The 14,449-nt window shown below is 71.6% G+C and carries 13 protein-coding genes; 7 read left to right on the forward strand and 6 right to left on the reverse strand.

Features of this window, described 5'->3' with window-relative positions:
- The first annotated feature begins 36 nt into the window (after positions 1 to 36).
- The 3 genes from ACFVTX_RS03500 to ACFVTX_RS03510 are packed head-to-tail and all read left to right on the forward strand — an operon-like array spanning position 37 to position 3,869.
- Positions 37 to 309: a multidrug ABC transporter ATPase gene (locus ACFVTX_RS03500; protein ID WP_386898072.1), complete on the forward strand. Its 273-nt coding sequence runs from the start codon at positions 37 to 39 to the stop codon at positions 307 to 309.
- Positions 310 to 318: 9 nt separating this feature from the next.
- Positions 319 to 2,187 carry a helicase-associated domain-containing protein gene (locus ACFVTX_RS03505; protein WP_386898074.1) on the forward strand — a complete coding sequence of 623 codons (1,869 nt, stop codon included), beginning with the start codon at positions 319 to 321 and terminating at the stop codon, positions 2,185 to 2,187.
- A gap of 35 nt (positions 2,188 to 2,222) precedes the next feature.
- Positions 2,223 to 3,869, forward strand: a complete 1,647-nt coding sequence (locus tag ACFVTX_RS03510) for a DNA repair helicase XPB (protein WP_386898076.1) — start codon at positions 2,223 to 2,225, stop codon at positions 3,867 to 3,869.
- A gap of 23 nt (positions 3,870 to 3,892) precedes the next feature.
- Here ACFVTX_RS03510 and ACFVTX_RS03515 read toward each other — a convergent pair whose 3' ends face one another.
- Genes ACFVTX_RS03515 through folE form a run of 4 tightly spaced genes read right to left on the reverse strand, consistent with a single transcriptional unit; the run spans position 3,893 to position 7,476 of the window.
- Positions 3,893 to 4,627 carry a pyrimidine reductase family protein gene (locus ACFVTX_RS03515; RefSeq protein WP_386898077.1) on the reverse strand — a complete coding sequence of 245 codons (735 nt, stop codon included), beginning with the start codon at positions 4,625 to 4,627 and terminating at the stop codon, positions 3,893 to 3,895.
- Complete coding sequence (folP, locus tag ACFVTX_RS03520; protein ID WP_386898079.1) at positions 4,624 to 5,550, reverse strand: dihydropteroate synthase; 927 nt, start codon at positions 5,548 to 5,550, stop codon at positions 4,624 to 4,626. The genes ACFVTX_RS03515 and folP overlap by 4 nt, the downstream gene beginning before the upstream one ends.
- Positions 5,547 to 6,830, reverse strand: a complete 1,284-nt coding sequence (locus tag ACFVTX_RS03525; protein ID WP_386898080.1) for an NAD(P)/FAD-dependent oxidoreductase — start codon at positions 6,828 to 6,830, stop codon at positions 5,547 to 5,549. The genes folP and ACFVTX_RS03525 overlap by 4 nt, the downstream gene beginning before the upstream one ends.
- 1 nt (position 6,831) lies before the next feature.
- Positions 6,832 to 7,476 (reverse strand): GTP cyclohydrolase I FolE, encoded by a 645-nt coding sequence (gene folE, locus ACFVTX_RS03530; RefSeq protein ID WP_386898081.1) that lies wholly within the window; start codon positions 7,474 to 7,476, stop codon positions 6,832 to 6,834.
- An 84-nt stretch (positions 7,477 to 7,560) separates the two neighbouring features.
- Here folE and ACFVTX_RS03535 point away from each other — a divergent pair, with 84 nt between their 5' ends.
- The 4 genes from ACFVTX_RS03535 to ACFVTX_RS03550 all read left to right on the forward strand — a co-directional run bounded on the left by ACFVTX_RS03535 (position 7,561) and on the right by ACFVTX_RS03550 (position 11,317).
- Positions 7,561 to 8,232 carry a helix-turn-helix transcriptional regulator gene (locus tag ACFVTX_RS03535; protein WP_386898083.1) on the forward strand — a complete coding sequence of 224 codons (672 nt, stop codon included), beginning with the start codon at positions 7,561 to 7,563 and terminating at the stop codon, positions 8,230 to 8,232.
- 56 nt (positions 8,233 to 8,288) lie between these two features.
- Positions 8,289 to 8,984 (forward strand): response regulator transcription factor, encoded by a 696-nt coding sequence (locus ACFVTX_RS03540; protein WP_022889907.1) that lies wholly within the window; start codon positions 8,289 to 8,291, stop codon positions 8,982 to 8,984.
- A 31-nt stretch (positions 8,985 to 9,015) separates the two neighbouring features.
- Positions 9,016 to 10,899 carry an ATP-binding protein gene (locus ACFVTX_RS03545; protein WP_386898085.1) on the forward strand — a complete coding sequence of 628 codons (1,884 nt, stop codon included), beginning with the start codon at positions 9,016 to 9,018 and terminating at the stop codon, positions 10,897 to 10,899.
- A gap of 127 nt (positions 10,900 to 11,026) precedes the next feature.
- Complete coding sequence (locus ACFVTX_RS03550) at positions 11,027 to 11,317, forward strand: WXG100 family type VII secretion target (RefSeq protein ID WP_386898087.1); 291 nt, start codon at positions 11,027 to 11,029, stop codon at positions 11,315 to 11,317.
- 48 nt (positions 11,318 to 11,365) lie between these two features.
- Here the strand turns inward: ACFVTX_RS03550 and ACFVTX_RS03555 are convergent, their stop codons facing one another.
- Positions 11,366 to 12,544: a hypothetical protein gene (locus ACFVTX_RS03555; RefSeq protein ID WP_386898089.1), complete on the reverse strand. Its 1,179-nt coding sequence runs from the start codon at positions 12,542 to 12,544 to the stop codon at positions 11,366 to 11,368.
- 149 nt (positions 12,545 to 12,693) lie between these two features.
- Positions 12,694 to 14,313: a chaperonin GroEL gene (gene groL, locus ACFVTX_RS03560; RefSeq protein ID WP_386898090.1), complete on the reverse strand. Its 1,620-nt coding sequence runs from the start codon at positions 14,311 to 14,313 to the stop codon at positions 12,694 to 12,696.
- Positions 14,314 to 14,449: the final 136 nt, after the last annotated feature.

The following is a 14,449-nucleotide window of genomic DNA, read 5'->3' on the forward strand; positions in this document are numbered from 1 at the left end:
CCCCCGTACGGGGCCCGGCTGCCCTAGTCTGGAGAGGTGAGCGATTCCGGCCCCATCTCCGAGCATCGCGCGGAGCGCATCCTCGCGGTCATGTTCGCGGCGATCGTCGGGCTGTCGATCGTCTGCTTCTTCGCCGTCATGATCGGCACCGTCTCCGGCGTGAGCCGCCAGGAGATGGGCGAGGGCATCTGGCCGGTCGTGACGATCCTGCCGTTGTTCGCCCTCCCGATCGCGTTCCTGCTCCTGATCGTGCTGCTCATCATGAGCAGCGTGCGGCGCTCGCGCGAAGCACGGTCCGGAACGAGCTGAACGGGGACGATGCTCGAACTCGCCGCACGACTCCGCGAGCTGACGCGAGAAGATCTCGCCGCAGCACTGCGGACGCGCGAGTTCGAGACCACCGGCATCCACGATCTCTTCGATCTGGCTGAGGCCCTCCTCTCCCCCGACTCGCTCGATCAGGCGCTCGGTCGCCTCGACCGCCCCAGGCTCGCAGTGCTCGCCGTCGCCGCGACGCTCGCCGACGGCGCGGGCGACAGCACGGTCGAGCAGGTGCGCACCGAGATCGCGAGGCTCGGCGCGGTGCCCGCCAGGGCGGATGCCACGGGCGAACTCCTCGATCGGCTGTCCGAGTCCCTCCTCGTGGTGCGACGAGACGAGCGGGTGCACGTGCCCGCTGCGGTCGGCGCACGGCTCGTGCCGCGCCTCGGCGTCGACCTGCCGACCGCCGGCGAGCTGGCGTCGCCTGCGCCCCCGGTGCTCGTCACCGGGGACGGCGTCGACCGCAGTCTGCTCGAGCGCCGCTCCTCCGAGGCGGCGTACGCGACCGTGACGGCGACCGCCGAGCTCCTCGCCGCCCTCGGGGTGCAGCCCGCGCGCGAACTCGCGAAGGGCGGGATCGCGCTGCCCGACTCGAAGCGACTCGCCGAGGCGAGCGGCACCGAGCTCGACGCGCTGCCGCAGCTCTTCCGCCGCGCCGACGAAGCCGGGCTCGTCGCACGCGACGGCGCCTACTGGCTCGAGTCCGACCGCGGCGCGGAGTGGTCCCTCGGGTCGGCGCGCGACCGCTGGCAGCGGCTCGCCGAGTGCTGGCGCGATCGGATCCCCGAGGCGCTGCGCCGTCTCGTCGCCCGTCGCAGCGACCCGCTCACCGCGGCCGCGCTGCGCGACGACGTGCGCTGGCTCTACCCCGCTGCCGGCCAGTGGCTCGACGACGGCCTCGAACGCCTGTTCGGCGAGGCCGAGGCCCTCGGACTCGCCGTGTCCGGAGAACCGGTCGAGGCGGGTCGCCTCGTGCTCGGCGGCGAGCTCGACGGTGCCGCCGCGCTCGTCGCGGCGCACTTCCCGGCGCAGGTCGATCGCGTCTACCTGCAGCACGATCTCTCGATCGTCGCGCCCGGTCCGCTCGAGCCCGCACTCGACGGCCGGCTTCGGGGGGTCGCCGACATCGAGGCCCGCGACCTCGCCTCCACGTATCGCGTGAGCGCGGCATCCGTGAATCGCGGTCTCGCCGCGGGCGAGACGGCCGACTCGATCCTCGAGTTCCTGGGCGCGCTGTCGCTCACCGGCATCCCGCAGCCGCTCGCCTATCTCGTCGCCGAGGCCGCCGAGCGGTTCGGCTCGGTGCGCGTTTCGGCGGCGCCCGAGGCCGACGCTCCGGCGCGCGCCTCGATCCGCTCCGACGACGAGCAGCTCATCCGCACGCTCGCCGTCGACCAGTCGATCTCCTCGCTCGCGCTGCGCCAGACGGGCGCGCACCGTCTGCTCTCCCGGTTCACCCCCGACGTCGTGTTCTGGGCGCTCTCCGACGCGAAGTACCCGGTCGCCGCCGAGGACGCCGACGGCGAGATCATCCGGCTGCAGCGTCACCGGCTCGCACCCGCACCGGTCGCGGCGCCCGCGGGCGACCCGATCGCGACCCTCCTCGACCGCATGGCGGAGGAGCAGCCGGGCGACGGCGACGCCGAGCGGGCGTGGCTCTCCCGACAGCTCGAGGCCGCCGCCCGCTCGAAGGAGACGCTGACCGTCACCGTGCGGATGCCGGGCGGCGACACCGCCGACTACCTGCTCGCACCGGCGAGCGTCGCGAACGGCCGGCTCCGGGCGCGCGATCGCAAGGCCGACATCGAGCGCACGCTGCCGCTCTCGGCGATCGCCTCGGTCGGGCCGGCGCCCGCCGAGTTCTGACGCCCTCCCACGAAGCGGGCGTAGACTCGGCGGTTATGTCAGACGGCCCCCTCATCGTGCAGAGCGACCGAACCGTGCTGCTCGAAGTCGCGCATCCCCTCGCCGAGGACGCCCGGCACGACCTCGCGGTCTTCGCGGAGCTCGAGCGCGCACCAGAGCACGTGCACACGTACCGCATCACCCGACTCGGGCTGTGGAACGCGCGCGCCGCCGGCCACGACGCCGACGACATGCTCGGCACGCTCGAACGGTACGCGAAGTTCCCGGTGCCGCAGACCGTCTCGGTCGACATGCGCGAGACCGTGGGGCGCTACGGTCGCCTCGTGATCGACCGCACCGACGACGGCGCGCTGCGGCTCCGCAGCGACGACGTCGCCGTGTTCACCGAGGTCGCCCACGCGAAGCGCATCGCGCCGCTGCTCACCGACCGACTCGACGAGCGCAGCTTCCTCGTCGAGCCCTGGGCTCGCGGGCAGCTCAAGCAGGAGCTCGTGAAGCTCGGCTGGCCCGCCGAGGACCTCGCGGGCTACACGCCCGGCACCCCGCACGAGATCTCGCTCGACGAGCAGGGCTGGCAGCTGCGCGACTACCAGCAGCACGCCGTCGACAACTTCTTCGAGGGCGGCTCGGGCGTCGTCGTGCTGCCGTGCGGTGCGGGCAAGACCCTCGTCGGCGCGGGTGCGATGGCGACCGCGAAGACGACCACCCTCATCCTCGTCACGAACACCGTGAGCGCCCGCCAGTGGCGCGACGAGCTGCTCAAGCGCACGAGCCTCACCCCCGAGGAGATCGGCGAGTACTCGGGGCAGGTGAAGGAGGTCAAGCCGGTCACGATCGCGACCTACCAGATCCTCACCGCCAAGCGGAAGGGCGAGTACGCCCACCTCGCGCTCCTCGACGCGCTCGACTGGGGCCTCGTCGTCTACGACGAGGTGCACCTGCTGCCGGCCCCGGTGTTCAAGCTCACGGCCGAGCTGCAGGCGCGCCGCCGGCTCGGTCTCACCGCGACGCTCGTGCGGGAGGACGGCCGCGAGGGCGACGTGTTCTCGCTCATCGGCCCGAAGCGGTTCGACGCCCCGTGGAAGGAGATCGAGGCACAGGGCTTCATCTCCCCTGCGGCGTGCTTCGAGGTGCGCATCGACCTGCCCCAGTCCGAGCGGCTCGCGTACGCGGCATCCGCCGATGACGAGCGCTACCGCCTCGCCGCGACCGCGCCCGCGAAGCTCGGCGTCGTGAAGGAGCTCGTCGCCCGGCACGCGGGCGAGCGCATCCTCGTGATCGGGCAGTACCTCGACCAGATCGACGAGCTCGCCGAGGCGCTCGGCGCCCCCCAGCTCACCGGTTCGACGCCGGTCGACGAACGCGAGCGGCTCTTCCAGGAGTTCCGCGACGGCACGACCCAGGTGCTCGTCGTGTCGAAGGTGGCGAACTTCTCGGTCGACCTGCCCGAGGCGACGGTCGCGATCCAGGTCTCGGGCTCGTTCGGCTCGCGCCAGGAGGAGGCGCAACGCCTCGGCCGGTTGCTCCGCCCGAAGGAGTCGGGGCTCAGCGCGAACTTCTACACCCTCGTCTCGCGCGACACCGTCGACCAGGACTTCGCGCAGAACCGGCAGCGGTTCCTCGCCGAGCAGGGGTACTCGTACACGATCCTCGACGCGCACACCCTCGACCCCGCCGCCTGAGCCGTCGCCTCGAGCGCGTCGCCTCAGCCGCGCAGTCGCGCGTAGCGGAGGAGCAGCAGGTCGCCCGCGGGCAGGGCGTGGACGAGCCGCATGCGACGCGCGTGCTCGTGCCCGCCCGCGGTGATGCGCCCGGCGTCGCCCGAGACGAGCAGCGGGCTGAGGCTGAGGCACAGCTCGTCGACGGCGTCGACCTCGATGAGCGAGGCGAACAGGTGCGGGCCGCCCTCGCAGAGGACCTGCGGCAGCCCGGCAGCGGCGAGCGCGTCGCGCATCGCGGTCGGGTCGACGCCGGTCTCGCCGCAGACGAGCACGTCGGCGACGGCGGCGAGGGCGGTGCGACGCCCGGGGTCGGATGCCTCGCCGGTGACGACGATCGGCCGCCGCGTCGCCTCGGCGAACACGGGGAGCCCCGGTTCGAGGTCGAGCGAGGCGGAGACGATCGCGAGCCGGGGCTCGTCGGCGAGTCCGTGCGCGCGACGCCATGCGACGCCCTCGGGCGAGACGCCGAGCCCGCCGTAGCCCTCGGCCCGCACCGTGCCCGCGCCGACGAGCACGACGTCGGCGAGGCTCCGCAGCACGTCCATCGCGAGCCGGTCGGCGTCGTCGCCGAGCCCGCCCGAGCGACCGTCGAGGGTCACGGCGCCGTCGAGGCTCATGACGAAGTTCATGCGGACGGACGGGGAGTTCCGCTCGGGCAGCGCGTACGCGTCGACGAGCTGGGCCCGGTCGACGCGCGCGCCGCCGCCCGCCCCGCTCATGGTTCCTCGTTCGGGCCGTCGACGACGTTGTGCTTGAGGTAGGCGGGCTCGCGCCATCCCATGATCGCCTCGATCATGCGTGCCGCGTCGACCGACTCGGGGATGTTGTGCATGCGCAGGATGCGCGCCCCCTGCGCGGCGCAGAACACGGCGGCCGCGAGCGAGCCGGCGAGGCGTTCGCCGCGATCGCGGTCGAGGCTCTCGCCGATGAAGTCCTTGTTCGAGACCGCGGCGACGAGCGGGAACCCGAGGCGCGTGAACTCGCCGAAGCGACGGGTGAGTTCGAGGGTCTGCAGGGTGTTCTTGTTGAGGTCGTGCCCGGGGTCGAGCACGATCCGGTGCTCGGGCACGCCGCGCGAGACGGCGAGGGCGGTGCGCTCCTCGAGGAACGCCGAGATCTCGCCGACGACGTCGTCATACTGCGGCTTCGGGAACCACTGGCGCGGCTCGGCCCGACTGTGGGTGATGACGAGCGTGGCGTCGGAGTCGGCGACGACCTCGGCGAGCGCGGGGTCGTGCACCCCCGTCGTGTCGTTGATGACGTGCGCCCCCGCGGCGATGGCCGCTGCGGCGACCTCGGCGTGGAAGGTGTCGACCGAGAGCGCGGCACCCGCATCGGCGAGTGCGGCGACGACGGGCACGACGCGGTCGATCTCCTCGGCCACGGGGATCGCGGGGCCGGGGCCGAACTTCGCGCCGCCGATGTCGATCCACGCGGCCCCAGCGTCGATCGCCCGGTGCGCGGCCGCGACGGCGGCGTCGAGCCCGAAGGTCGCGCCGCGGTCGTAGAACGAGTCGGGGGTGCGGTTCACGACGGCCATGATCGCGATCGATCGTGCGAAGTCGACCTCCCGCCCGGCGATCAGGCGAACCGGGTCCGTGAGGTTCGGGTCGGCCCAGCCGAGGGGCACTGCAGCGGTCACGCGGATGCCTCGGCGACGAGCTGCTCGAGCGGCACGGCGGGGTCGGCGAGGCGGGCCCGGTCGAGAGGCGCCCCCGAACGGATGAGTTGCTGCACCTGTTCGTTGACGTCCCACACGTTGACGTTCATGCCGGCGACGACACGGCCGTCGCGCTGCCAGAACGCGATGAACTCGCGCGCCTCCCGGTCGCCGCGGAACACGGGGTCGATGCCGGCGGCGAGCGTGCCGTAGCCCGAGTACTCCATGCCGAGATCGTACTGGTCGGTGTAGAAGTACGGGATGTCGGCGAACCGGACGTGCTCGCCGGCGAGCGCGCGGCCCGCGGCGAGGCCCGCGTGCTCGGCGTTGGCCCAGTGCTCGACGCGCTGATGCGCCTGCAGCACCGGGTGGTACACGTTCGCGACGTCGCCGGCGGCGAAGACGTCGTCGGCACTCGTCCGGAACGAGGCATCCGCGACGATGCCGTTCTGCACCTCGAGCCCGGCCGCCTCGGCGAGGCCGGTCTCGGGCACCGCGCCGATGCCGACGAGCACGAGCTCGGCGGGCACGACCTCGCCGGTGTCGATCTCGACGCCGGTGACCCGGCCGCCCTCGCCGCGGATGGCCGCGACCCCCGTCGACATGCGGAGGTCGACGCCGTGGGCCCGGTGCAGTTCGCCGAACACCTCGCCGACCGCGTCGCCGACGGCGGCGGCGAGCGGCACCCGCTCGGGCGCGATGACGGTGACCTCGTCGCCGTAGCCGCGCGCGGCGGCCGTCGCCTCGAGGCCGATCCAGCCGGCGCCGATCGCCACGATGCGCCGTCCGCCGCCCGCGTCGCCGCCGTCGGCGCCCGCGCCGGTGCCGGCGCTCGTGAACCCGTCGCGCAGCGCGAGCGAGTCGCCGATCGTGCGCAGCACGTGCACGCCCGTGAGCTCGCCCCCGGGTGCCCGCCAGCGCCGCGCGCTCGCACCGGTCGCGATGAGGAGCCGCCCGTAGTCGAGCGTGCGGCCGTCGGCGAGGCCCAGTCGGTGCGCATCCGTGTCGAGGGCGGTCGCGCGGATGCCGCGCAGCACTTCGACGCGCTCGTCGGCGTACCACTCGGGCGGGTGCACGTCGACGGCGTCGCGCCCCTCGGCGCCGGTGAGGAACCCCTTCGACAGCGGCGGCCGAATGTAGGGCATCGCGTCCTCGCCCGCGACGATGGCGATGGGACCGGTGTGCCCCGCCTGCCGCGCACCCTCGGCGGCCCGCGCCCCCGTGAGACCGCCGCCGACGATCACGATCGCGTCGTCGCTCATCTCAGTGCTCCGTCCTGGTGATGCCGCAGCGCTCGAGGAACTCGCGGCGGACGCGGTCGTCGTCGCGCACGACGCCCGCGAGGGAACTCGTGATCGTGCGCGTGCCCGGCACCTGCACGCCGCGCAGCGACATGCAGAGGTGCTCGGCCTCGAGCACCACGCCGACGCCCGCGGGGTCGAGCACCTCGACGAGCCGGTCGGCGATCTGCTTCGTCAGGCGCTCCTGCACCTGCAGGTCGCGGGCGAACTGCAGCACGACCCGCGCGAGCTTCGAGAGCCCGATGATCCGGTCGCCGGGCACGTAGCCGAGGTGCGCGACGCCGCGGAACGGCAGCAGGTGGTGCTCGCAGAGCGAGTCGAACGGGATGTCACGGACGACAACGAGCTCGCCGAAGCCCTCGCTCGGGAAGGTCGTCGGGGTGAACGACTGCGGCGTCAGCAGCTCGATGTAGGCGTCGGCGACCCGTCGAGGGGTGTCGGCGAGGTGCTCGCTCTCGACGTCGCGGCCGAGGGCTGCGAGCAGGGACCGCACCGCATCGGCGGCGGCAGCGCGATCGATCACGTGCTCGGCCGCCCCCACCTCGTCGTCGGTGACGGCGTGGAGCCTCGGCACCTCGTCCGCTGCGGCGAACTCGATCGACGTCATGTTCCCTCCGATCCCCGTGCTGCGAGGCTAGGCCCGCGAAATTCTTTTGTCAATGATTACTGCATTTAGAGATATGATCCGAGCATGGGCAGCGCTGCGACGAACGAGCCCGACGCGATCCGCGCCGTCGGCGCCCTCGCCGACCCCGCGCGGCGACGCGTCTACCGCCTCGTGGCACGCAGCAGCGAGGCCGTCGGGCGCGACCACGTCGCCGAGGCCCTCGCCCTGCCCCGCAGCACCGCCGCCTTCCACCTCGACCGACTCGTCGACGCGGGGCTCCTCACCACCGAGTCGCGTCGGCTCACCGGCCGCACGGGCCCGGGCGCCGGGCGGCCCGCGAAGCTCTACCGCCGCGCCGACGACGAGGTGTCGCTGCACCTGCCCACGCGGCTCTACGAACTCGGCGGCCGGGTCATGGCCGAGGCGATCGGCCGCGCGGTCGGCGACGAGGTGCCCGTGCGCGAAGCGCTCCACGACGCCGCCGAGCGGGCCGGGAGGCGGCTCGCCGAGGCATCCGACGATCTCACCGGCGCGCTCGACGCCGCCGGGTTCGAACCGCGCGACGACGAGACCGACGTCGTCCTCGGCACCTGCCCGTTCCACCGGCTCGCGCTCGAGCACCCCGCCGTGGTCTGCGATCTGAACCACGCGCTCGTCTGCGGCATGGCCCGCGAGACCGGCGCCGACGCCGGCCGCGTCCACCTCGATCCCGGCGCGGGCGGATGCTGCATCCGCATCGTCGCAGAGCCTCGCTGAGCCGCCGCCCACACGACTCACAGCCAAGTTTCAGCGAACGTCAAGAGAATCGAGTCATGAGCGACGGACCTCGCATTCTCATCGTCGATGACGAGCCCAACATCCGCGACCTCCTCACCACCAGCCTGCGGTTCGCGGGCTTCGCGGTGCGCGCCGTCGGCAACGGCGCGCAGACCATCTCGGCCGTGCTCGAGGAGGAGCCCGACCTCATCATCCTCGACGTGATGCTGCCCGACATGAACGGCTTCGGCGTCACCAAGCGCCTGCGCTCGGCGGGCTACACGGCGCCGATCCTCTTCCTGACGGCGAAGGACGACACGGAGGACAAGATCACCGGCCTCACCGTCGGCGGCGACGACTACGTCACCAAGCCCTTCTCGCTCGACGAGATCGTGGCCCGCATCAAGGCGATCCTCCGCCGCACCATGCACGCCGAAGAAGACGCGGTCATCCGCACCGGCGAGCTCACGATGGACCAAGACACCCACGAGGTGCTCGTCGGCGACGTGCCCGTCGAGCTCTCCCCCACCGAGTTCAAGCTGCTGCGCTACCTCATGCTGAACCCGAACCGCGTGCTCTCGAAGGCGCAGATCCTCGACCACGTCTGGGAGTACGACTTCAACGGCGACGCGGGCATCGTCGAGAGCTACATCTCGTACCTGCGTCGCAAGCTCGACCAGCACTCCGCCGAGCCCCTCATCCAGACCAAGCGGGGGTTCGGGTACATGCTCAAGTCCTCCTCCAAGCCCTGACTCAGGTTCCGCCGCCTAGACTCGGCCCGCCATGAATCAGACGTTGTTCGAGCGGTGGAACCGCATCTCGCTCCGCACCAAGATCACCGGAGTGACGGTGCTCATGCTGACGGTCGGGCTGCTCGTCTCGGGCATCGGCACGGCGGCGATGCTGCGCTCCTACGTCGAGGACCAGATGGGCTCGAAGCTCGAGGCCATCGCCTCGGGCGACATGTCGCGGTACTTCGAGATCGACACCGACAAGCCGCGCGCGCAGACGAACCTCAACCAGCTCGACTTCTCCTCCAAAGACGACGTCTTCGTCGCCATCTACACGGCGAGCGGCGAGTACAAGCGCAACAACTGGGAGAACCACCCAGAGGAGACGTGGCCCGACTTCCCCGAGACGATGACCCAGGCCGAGGTCACCGCACGCAATCGGGGCGGGTACTCCACCTTCCCGCTGGACGACGCCGACGGCGAACCCACCTTCCGCGCGGTCACCGGCCTCATGACGGCCGACTCGCACGGCACCCTCGTCCCGATCGTGATCGCGGTCTCCACGAAGGACACCGAGCGGCTCCTCGCCGTCTACCTCACGATCTTCTTCGGCTTCGGCCTCGGCGTGGTGCTCGTCGGCGCCCTCCTCACCCGCATGCTCGTGACGAACACCTTCGGCCCGCTCCGCGAGGTCGAACGCACGGCCGCCGCCATCGCCGACGGCGATTTCAGCCAGCGGCTCGGCGGCGCGACCCCGAACACCGAGGTCGGGCGGCTCAACCGCTCGCTCAACACCATGCTCAACCGCATCGATCGCGCGTTCCGCGACCGTGCACGCACGATCGACCAGATGCGGCGCTTCGTCGGCGACGCCTCCCACGAACTGCGCACCCCGCTCGTGTCGGTCCGCGGCTACGCCGAGCTGTACCGCATGGGCGCGCTCCAGTCGCCCGACGAGGTCGCCCAGGCGATGGACCGGATCGAGAAGGAGGCCATCCGCATGGGCGGCCTCGTCGAAGACCTGCTCGCCCTCGCCCGCCTCGACGAGGCGAAGCCGCTCGAGCTCGCCGAGGTCGATCTCGTTCCCCTCGCCCGCGATGCGGCGCTCGACACGATGGCCGCGCACCCCGATCGCACCGTCACGGTGATCGCGCCCCAAGAACTCGACGATCACGGTGGCGCGAGCGACGCCGCACCCGAACTCGAGGTCGAACTCGACCGCACCGCCCGAGGCGCTGCGACGGGCGCCGCGCCCGCCGGCACGGTCTCGTTCGCGGGTGCCACGCTGGCACGCCTGCGCGGCCGCCGCCCCCGCACCGAGCTGTCGCCCGCGGCCGCCGCGCGCAAGGAGGCGCAGGCCGCCCGCCGCGCCGCCACCGCTGCTGCGCAGGCCGCGAAGCGCGCCGAGCGCCAGAACGCGAGCGCGACCCAGACCGCGCGCGCCGCGGCAGAGGCGAAGGCCGCCGAGCGCGCCGCCGCCGACGCCGCTGCCGAGGCCGCCGCGGCGCACGCCGCCGAGACGACCCCGAAGCCCGTGCGACGCGCCCTCGTGCTCGTCGAGGAGAACAAGATCCGTCAGGTCATCACGAACCTGATGGGCAACGCGATCCGCTTCACGAACGACGGCAGCCCGCTCGAGATCCGCGTGTCGATCGACGACGACGCCGAGCGCGCGATGGTCGAGGTCATCGACCACGGCGAGGGCATCCCGCCGCAGATCCGCGAGAAGATCTTCCAACGCTTCTGGCGCGCCGACACCTCGCGCACGCGTGAGACCGGCGGCTCGGGCCTCGGGCTCGCGATCGTCTCCTCGATCGTCGCGGCCCACAACGGCACGGTCGACGTCGTCGAGACGCCCGACGGCGGAGCGACGTTCCGCGTCATGCTGCCGCTCGCGGGTTCGGCCGCCGCACCGCAGCAGCTCAGCGAAGGCTGAACCCCGGCGTCGACCCCTCCTCCACAGGAGGGGTCGTGGGGGCTCCGCTCCACGACCGCCCGGCGCCGCCGTTCCTCCGGTGCGCCCGCACATAGCGTGTGGGCACACCGAACGAAGGGACACCCCGATGACCAGCTACCACGTCGACGCCGAACAGGTCGCCGCAGCCACCCAGACCGCGCAGGGCACGATCAGCCGCATCCAGACCGACGTGCAGGCGCTGCTTTCGCAACTGACGGGCCTGCAGTCATCGTGGTCGGGTCAGGCCTCGACCGCGTTCCAGGGCGCGGTCTCCGACTGGCGTACGACCCAGCTCCAAGTGGAGCAGAGCCTCGTCGGCCTGAGCCGTGCACTCGGCATCGCCGCGACGCAGTACTCCGACGCCGAGCAGGCGAACGCGCGGCTCTTCCTGCGCTGAGCGCGACGGGTGCGTGCCGGACCTTGCCCGGGTCCGGCACGACCCATGTCAGCCCGCGTTCGCGACGATGCGGTTCGCGAGCTCGACGATCGAGGCCCGAGCCGCGGCGAAATCGACTCCCTCGGGCAGGTACGTGACGCTCTCGGGCGGAACCGTCGGGAACGAGATGCGGAGCCAGTCGCGATCCAGACGCAGATCGAGCACGCACGACGCCTCGTCGTCGGCGCAACGCAGTACCGAGTCGTCGGCGGCGAGACCTGCGACACCGGCGGGCTCACCGCCGTCGGCCAGCCAGGTCTCCCGTTCGAGGAGGTACCGCCAGTCGCCTCCCGGCAGCACCGAGACGGTGCCGTAGCTCGCCTCGCCGGCAGTGAACCCGATCGTGCATCGCAGGGCCCCCGCGGTGGTGGTGGCGTACCAGTACTGCCCGACCCTCGGCCCGTCCCACGAGAGCCCGAACCGCAGGTCGGGCAGACCCGTCACCTCGGTGATCTCCTCGGCGGTCGTGAGCTGCGCGCACTCGTCGATCGTGTTCGCCGAGCTCGGAGGCATCCACGCCGCGCCGGTCACTCCGCCGGCCCCGAGGGCGGCGAGCATCTCATCGGTCATCGCCGTGAATTCCGCCGCGAGCGAGGCGTCGGTATCTCCGTCCTCCCGCACGATGCCCTGCAGCACGAGCTCGATCCAGGCGTTCTCGATCCAGCCGTGGAGCTCGCAGAACGCGTCGACCTCGGAGACGACGCATCTCGGGCCCTGCGAGCCCGGCCCGTAGCCCGCCGGGATGTCGGGACCCGCGTAGAGGTCCACGTAGGCGAGCGCCTCGGCTTCAGCCTCAGGCACGAGCTGCAGCCGCACCGACTGCGCGTCGGCGGCGGGGCCGACCCATGCGGTCGAGGGCCGACCGTCGTCCCACGTGCATGTGAGGGCGCCGAGCTGAGCCGCGGCCGATACATCAGGCGAGTTCACCGCGCCGAGATCGACGGCGGCGAGCGGTGCCACGCCGTCGCCGAGGAAGGCTTGGAGCGACGCCGTCGGGAGGAGATCCTCGCACCCGGCAGCGAAGCGGGGCGTCGGTGCGTCGACTGGTACGGGCTCAGCCGAGACGCTCGGGCTCGGCGTCGGGACGACAGTGGGCGACGGCGGCTCGGCGACGCAGGCGGCGAGGAGCGCGACAGTGGAAGCGGCGATGACGAGGGTGAGCCATCGTCGAGGTTCGGGTCTCGACATGTGGTCAGCGTATCGGTCGGACGGGGCGTGCCAGGGCAACGTTCCGACAACGGCTCGGCGCACGTTCTGCGGCGTGCACGGAGCATCCACGCACGACGAAGGGCGCCTCCCGGAGGAGGCGCCCTTCGCGCGTTGTGCTGGAGACCTGCTTAGAAGTCCATGCCACCCGTGGGGTCGCCGGCCGGAACCGGGTTCTTCTCGGGCTTGTCGGCGACGACGGCCTCGGTGGTGAGGAAGAGGCCGGCGATCGACGCAGCGTTGAGCAGCGCCGAACGGGTCACCTTCACCGGGTCGTTGATGCCCGCAGCGAGCATGTCGACGTACTCGCCGGTCGCGGCGTTGAGGCCCTGGCCGACGGGGAGGTTGCGCACGCGGTCGACCACGACGCCCGGCTCGAGGCCGGCGTTGAGGGCGATCTGCTTGAGCGGGGCGTCGATGGCGACCTTGACGATGTTCGCGCCGGTCGCCTCGTCGCCCGAGAGCTCGAGCTTCTCGAAGGCGGTCTTGCCGGCCTGGATGAGCGCGACGCCACCACCGGCGACGATGCCCTCCTCGACGGCGGCCTTCGCGTTGCGGACGGCGTCCTCGATGCGGTGCTTGCGCTCCTTGAGCTCGACCTCGGTGGCCGCGCCCGCCTTGATGACGGCGACGCCGCCGGCGAGCTTCGCGAGGCGCTCCTGGAGCTTCTCTCGGTCGTAGTCGCTGTCCGTGTTGTCGATCTCCTTGCGGATCTGCGCGACACGGCCGGCGATGGCCTCCTCGTCACCGGCACCCTCGACGATGGTCGTCTCGTCCTTGGTGATGATGACCTTGCGGGCCTGGCCGAGCAGGTCGAGGGTGACGTTCTCGAGCTTGAGGCCGACCTCCTCCGAGATGACCTGGCCGCCGGTGAGGATCGCGATGTCCTGGAGCTGCGCCTTGCGACGGTCGCCGAAGCCGGGGGCCTTGACGGCGACCGACTTGAAGATGCCGCGGATCTTGTTGACGATCAGGGTCGCGAGCGCCTCGCCGTCGACGTCCTCAGCGATGATGAGCAGCTGCTTGCCGGTCTGGATCACCTTGTCGACGATGGGCAGCAGGTCCTTGATGTTCGAGACCTTGCCGTTGACGATCAGGATGTAGGGGTCTTCGAAGACCGCTTCCTGGCGCTCGGGGTCGGTGACGAAGTACGCCGACAGGTAGCCCTTGTCGAAGCGCATGCCCTCGGTCAGCTCGAGCTCGGTGCCGAAGGTGTTCGACTCCTCGACGGTGACGACGCCCTCCTTGCCGACCTTGTCGATCGCCTCGGCGATGAGCGCGCCGATCTGCTCGTCGGCGGCCGAGATCGAGGCGGTGGCGGCGATCTCTTCCTTCGTCTCGACGTCCTTCGCGTTGGCGAGGAGCTCGGCCTCGACGGCCTGGACGGCCTTCTCGATGCCGCGCTTCAGCGAGATGGGGTCGGCGCCTGCGGCGACGTTGCGGAGGCCCTCGCGCACGAGCGCCTGGGCGAGCACGACCGAGGTCGTGGTGCCGTCGCCGGCGACGTCGTCGGTCTTCTTCGCGACCTCCTTGACGAGCTCGGCGCCGATCTTCTCGTACGGGTCGTCGAGCTCGATCTCCTTCGCGATCGACACGCCGTCGTTCGTGATGGTGGGGGCGCCCCACTTCTTCTCGAGGACGACGTTGCGGCCGCGCGGGCCGAGGGTCACCTTGACGGCGTCGGCGAGCGTGTTGAGGCCGCGCTCGAGACCGCGACGGGCCTCCTCATCGAAAGCAATGATCTTTGCCATGTGTGTTTCTCGTCCCTTCTCGGACGTTTCAAAGATTCGTGATTTAGCACTCAAATCGCGCGAGTGCTAAATCGATTCTGGCACTCGACCGCCCCGAGTGCAAGCGAGCAGGACGGCCCCGTGCACGCCGAGCGCG

This window comes from Agromyces sp. NPDC058136 (assembly GCF_042884375.1).
Classification (GTDB): domain Bacteria; phylum Actinomycetota; class Actinomycetes; order Actinomycetales; family Microbacteriaceae; genus Agromyces.

Bases quoted from the DNA above. Each gene is read 5' to 3' on its own strand.
- ACFVTX_RS03555 (WP_386898089.1), bottom strand. From the start codon at position 12,544: ATGTCGAGACCCGAACCTCGACGATGGCTCACCCTCGTCATCGCCGCT.
- ACFVTX_RS03525 (WP_386898080.1), bottom strand. From the start codon at position 6,830: ATGAGCGACGACGCGATCGTGATCGTCGGCGGCGGTCTCACGGGGGCG.
- ACFVTX_RS03510 (WP_386898076.1), top strand. From the start codon at position 2,223: ATGTCAGACGGCCCCCTCATCGTGCAGAGCGACCGAACCGTGCTGCTC.
- ACFVTX_RS03515 (WP_386898077.1), bottom strand. From the start codon at position 4,627: ATGAGCGGGGCGGGCGGCGGCGCGCGCGTCGACCGGGCCCAGCTCGTC.
- ACFVTX_RS03505 (WP_386898074.1), top strand. From the start codon at position 319: ATGCTCGAACTCGCCGCACGACTCCGCGAGCTGACGCGAGAAGATCTC.
- groL (WP_386898090.1), bottom strand. From the start codon at position 14,313: ATGGCAAAGATCATTGCTTTCGATGAGGAGGCCCGTCGCGGTCTCGAG.
- ACFVTX_RS03540 (WP_022889907.1), top strand. From the start codon at position 8,289: ATGAGCGACGGACCTCGCATTCTCATCGTCGATGACGAGCCCAACATC.
- folE (WP_386898081.1), bottom strand. From the start codon at position 7,476: ATGACGTCGATCGAGTTCGCCGCAGCGGACGAGGTGCCGAGGCTCCAC.
- ACFVTX_RS03545 (WP_386898085.1), top strand. From the start codon at position 9,016: ATGAATCAGACGTTGTTCGAGCGGTGGAACCGCATCTCGCTCCGCACC.
- ACFVTX_RS03535 (WP_386898083.1), top strand. From the start codon at position 7,561: ATGGGCAGCGCTGCGACGAACGAGCCCGACGCGATCCGCGCCGTCGGC.
- ACFVTX_RS03550 (WP_386898087.1), top strand. From the start codon at position 11,027: ATGACCAGCTACCACGTCGACGCCGAACAGGTCGCCGCAGCCACCCAG.